We start from the raw sequence: 4,348 nt of genomic DNA on the forward strand, positions 1-4,348 counted from the left end.
AGGTCGTCGATCGGACCCCGATCGGAGAGGTCGGTGAAGAACACGCCACCGACGGGAACGTCTTCGATCGAACTATTCGCTGAGACCGCCAAACCGAATGGCCCTTCTATCGAGTCAAGCATCTCCTGAAGGTCCACTCCGGTCGTCTCACGAAACTCGGAGAAAGCATCGTCGATCATCCCGCCATCGGGAACCCCTCGATAGGTGTCGATCATGGTCGAAAGCGTCCGACCCAAGTCCTGGCCACCCGCCGCAAAATAGACGTTTCCCGGAAGGATCCCGGCGGCTGCCTGTCCGTCGGAAACGATGGGCATATCGGGACCGGCCACCGAGACGCTTTCGAGGGTGAAGCCTGCCTCGGTGAGGTTGACACCAACGGCGATCCGACCAGCCTGCGCAAACGGGGTCACGTCCATGCCCTGCTCAAAGGCCATGCCGCGGACCATCTCTTCGCTGTCGACGTACCCCATCATCGCCCAATCGGCCAGGGCACCCTCTAGTTGGGTGAAACTTTCAGTGGAGGCGAGCGTGACGCCCGACTTGTGGACGGCGACTACCTCCTCAAAGATTCCTGCCCCGGCGCAAAGGGCCACAACACCATCGATGCGACCCGCTTTTACCACTAGCTCATCGGACCACTCGTAGACCGCCACCCCATTGACTTGGCTTCGGGTGATCACCTGATCGCCCTGCCGAATCTCGTCGTAAATACGCTCGAGGGCGGCATCAGCTTCTCCGGCATCACGGGTTTCGACGAGAAAGCAACCCGCCACGTCCTCAGGTTGGGCACCGGCGCTTATGTCGGCCCGCAACCACATGCCAACGTGTCGGCCCGCCCAACTCGCCACGTCATCGCGCAAAGAGAGGTCAAGTTGGCCAACACCTAGTTTCTGCGCCAACTCATCAAGAGCTTCTTCTTCGACCGCCCCGCCGTCGAAGTCCGGTGTTTCGACACCGAATTCTTGCTCAATCTGAGCCATCAAGGATTGGATGCGGTCATCTGAAAACGCTGCCGCGCTGTCCACGAGGTCGATCACGAAATACCCCTGGGCGTCGGCAGGAACATACCCGGCGGTCTCGTTGCTATCACCAACGAAGAGGCCAAGGAAGGAAGCACTGACGACTCCGACTCCCACTACGACCGCCGCGAAGCCACCAACGGCATACATCCAGGCCCGGGACTTCTTGGCGACCACCGTCGGTAATGGGGTGGTGTCAGCCAACGTCGGGGTAATGACCCCGAAAAAGTCCGCCCCCCTGGTTTCCCCAAACAGGCGAGTGTCAATGGTGTTCTGGGCGGTCTCCGGTGGTATTTCAGACCGGTCGACCGGGATCGGGTCGCAGGCCGGACAGGTCCCTCCCGAACGCGATCCACCACAAACCCCACAGATTTCCACTGATTTCTTCTCCCCGGTCGTACCAACAAGGTATCGGACAGTCTCAGGGGTTCCCTTTAAAAGTTTATACCTGCGCCGATTCCCGATCCAGCGACACGTCGACCACAAATAGAACGAACATGATCCATAAGGTGTCGGCCAAAGCCAGATGGAAGATCTGGAGCCAGAGAGGTGTGAGCAACACCACGTTGGCGATCCCGGCAAAGACCTGGGTACCGACGATGGCGGCGATAACGAGCCCGACCGTCTGCTGGTGACCCGGTCGGGCCCTGGTCAACCCCAAGAACGCCACATAGGCACCGACCAGCGTTGCGACGACCGGGTGCAGAACACGCACCTGGGTGAGGAAGGTGCCTGCGGAGGAGAAGTCCTGAGCCAGGCCGTCGGAGAATGAGGTAGCCGGGAAAAGCGTGTCCGCCAGGGCCGTGACCGATCCGGTCGCCGCGACGAGGAGCAACCCAAGTCCGGCCCACCAGAGCGGTCGGGGAATGGTGGGCCTGGTGGCCGGCGAATGGTCCACCCACCAGGCGGTCACGCTAAGCGCCGCCAGCAGTACAAATGTGTTCACGAGGTGAAGGGGAACCGCCAGCAGACGGGCTGCCGAAGAGTCGTCGGCCACCCATTCGAACAGCACGATCGCCGCTCCGATCGCCGCTTCCGAGAGGATCGCCCCGATCGACCAGGCGGCAGCAGATCGGATCAATGACCCCTTGTCGAAGCTCCGGAACACCCAGGCAGCCAGCACGAATACCGCAAGAAGGGCCACTCCCGATGCCGCCCGGTGGGTGAACTCGGTCCAGGTCGCCACCGAGGCACTGGAAGGAACCAACCGACCTTCGCAGGTCGGCCAACTCGCCCCACAACCGGCTCCGGACCCGGTGGCGCACACATTGGCCCCAAGCAAGATAACCATGACGTTCAAGACCAGGGTCGCCCACGCGAATCGACGCAACATGGGGTAAGGCTACCGCGGTATTGAAGTACCTCGGTCGACGCCGCGTAGGATGGCCCCGTGCAAATTCGCGAAAACGTACTCGACGCCATTGGCGATACGCCATTGGTGCGACTCTCCAACTATCACCCGGCCGGCAACCTTGTCGCCAAACTCGAGTTCATGAATCCGGGCGGGTCGATCAAGGAGCGCATCGCGGTCTCGATGATCGATGCCGCTGAGAAGGTCGGCCTGCTCAAGCCGGGCGGCACCATCATCGAACCAACCTCTGGCAATACCGGTGCGGGCCTGGCCCTGGTCGGAGCCGTGCGCGGTTACCGCGTGATTTGTACCGTCCCTGACAAGGTATCTCAAGAAAAGCAGGACCTTTTGCGGGCGTATGGGGTCGAGGTAGTCGAAACCCCGACCAACCTGCTCCCCGACCATCCAGACTCGTACTACGGAGTCGCTCGCCGACTGACCGCTGAGATCGAAGGGGCCTATAACCCCGACCAGTACTCCAATGAACAGAATCCGGCGGCCCATTACGCGAGTACCGGTCCAGAGATTTGGGTCCAGACAGACGGGACGGTGGGAGCCGTCGTCGCCGGAGTCGGAACCGGCGGCACCTGCACCGGGATCGGTCGGTACCTCAAGGAGCAGAACCCGGACATCCTGATCGTGGGAGCCGACCCTGAGGGCTCCATCTATTCGGCACACCAACCAGAAGACATCCACCAGTATCAGGTGGAAGGGGTCGGCGAAGATTTCTGGCCCGCCACCATCGATACGTCGGTCATCGACTCCTTCATAGTGGTGACCGATCAGGAGTCCTTCACGGCCACCCGCCACCTGGCTCGCCAGGAAGGAATCCTGACGGGTGGATCCGGAGGAATGGCGCTGCACGCGGCGGTTCAAGTCGCCAAAAGCCACCCGGATCGCCTGGTCGTGGTTGTCCTCCCGGACTCCGGCAAGGGATATCTATCAAAAATATTCAATGATGAGTGGCTGGGAGCCAACGGATTCATTGCAGATTAGGAGCCACCATGGAATTCGAGACGCGAGCCATTCACGCCGGCCAAGACCCAGAGCCCACCACCGGAGCGGTTACCGTTCCCATTTTCGCCACCTCCACCTACGCCCAGAGCGCCCCCGGCAAACACGCCGGCTACGAGTATTCCCGAACGGATAACCCCACCCGTCATGCCCTCGCCGAAGCCCTGGCCTCACTCGAGGGGGGAGCCGGCTCAATCGTTACCTCATCGGGAATGGCCGCCACTTCGTTGATCGGTTGGTCTTTGAAACCGGGTGACCATGTGGTGATCCCCGACGACGCCTATGGCGGCACCTACCGCTTCTTCGCCAGGGTCCTCGCCCGCCATGGCATCGAGTTCACGGCCGCCGATCTGACGACTGCCGCCGGCCTACAAGCCGCCTTGCGACCCAACACGGAAATCGTGTGGACAGAGACCCCAACGAATCCGCTGCTGCGGATCAGCGACATCGCCATCCTCAGCGAGATCACCCGCGAGGCTGGCGCAGCCCTGGTCGTCGACAACACGTTCGCAACTCCCTATCTTCAACAACCGTTGGCGCTCGGAGCCGACTTGGTGGTGCACTCCACCACCAAGTATATGGGTGGTCATTCTGACGTGGTCGGAGGAGCGATCGTGGCAGCCGACCTTGAGGTCCTCGAAGGGCTCAAGTTCCTTGAGAACGCCACCGGTCCGGTGGCCGGACCGTTTGACGCCTTCCTGGTGTTGCGGGGTATCAAGACACTCGGGGTGCGGATGGATCGCCACTCGTTCAATGCGCTGATGGTGGCACGTTTCCTCGCCGCCGATCCCCGGGTTGAACGGGTTATCTACCCCGGGTTGCCGTCGCACCCGCACCATGAACTGGCCGCCAGGCAGATGAAAGGCTTTGGGGGAATGGTTTCGTTCATCCCGAAAGGCGGGCCGGAAAAGGCTGCGTCGGTCAGCATGAACACCGAGCTGTTCTTTCTCGCCGAGAGCCTGGG

General features: G+C 61.5%; 4 protein-coding genes. 2 read left to right on the plus strand and 2 right to left on the minus strand.

The genetic code is table 11. The features are described from left to right. Window positions 1-1,397, minus strand: a 1,397-nt coding sequence (locus JJE47_15365) for a DUF3352 domain-containing protein (protein ID MBK5268799.1), incomplete at its 3' end; no start/stop codon positions are given. A gap of 64 nt (window positions 1,398-1,461) precedes the next feature. Beyond that, a complete protein-coding gene (locus tag JJE47_15370) occupies window positions 1,462-2,352 on the minus strand; it encodes a COX15/CtaA family protein (protein ID MBK5268800.1) in 891 nt (296 codons plus the stop codon). 57 nt (window positions 2,353-2,409) lie between these two features. Between JJE47_15370 and JJE47_15375 the strand changes: the two genes are divergently transcribed. Together JJE47_15375 and JJE47_15380 are read left to right on the plus strand one after the other, a co-directional pair. After that, window positions 2,410-3,366 carry a pyridoxal-phosphate dependent enzyme gene (locus tag JJE47_15375; GenBank protein ID MBK5268801.1) on the plus strand — a complete coding sequence of 319 codons (957 nt, stop codon included), beginning with the start codon at window positions 2,410-2,412 and terminating at the stop codon, window positions 3,364-3,366. Window positions 3,367-3,374: 8 nt separating this feature from the next. Beyond that, window positions 3,375-4,348: aminotransferase class I/II-fold pyridoxal phosphate-dependent enzyme (locus tag JJE47_15380; GenBank protein ID MBK5268802.1), on the plus strand; the 974-nt coding region annotated here is incomplete at its 3' end.

The sequence above is a fragment of the Acidimicrobiia bacterium genome (assembly GCA_016650365.1).
In the GTDB taxonomy this organism is placed as follows: domain Bacteria; phylum Actinomycetota; class Acidimicrobiia; order Spongiisociales; family JAENVV01; genus JAENVV01.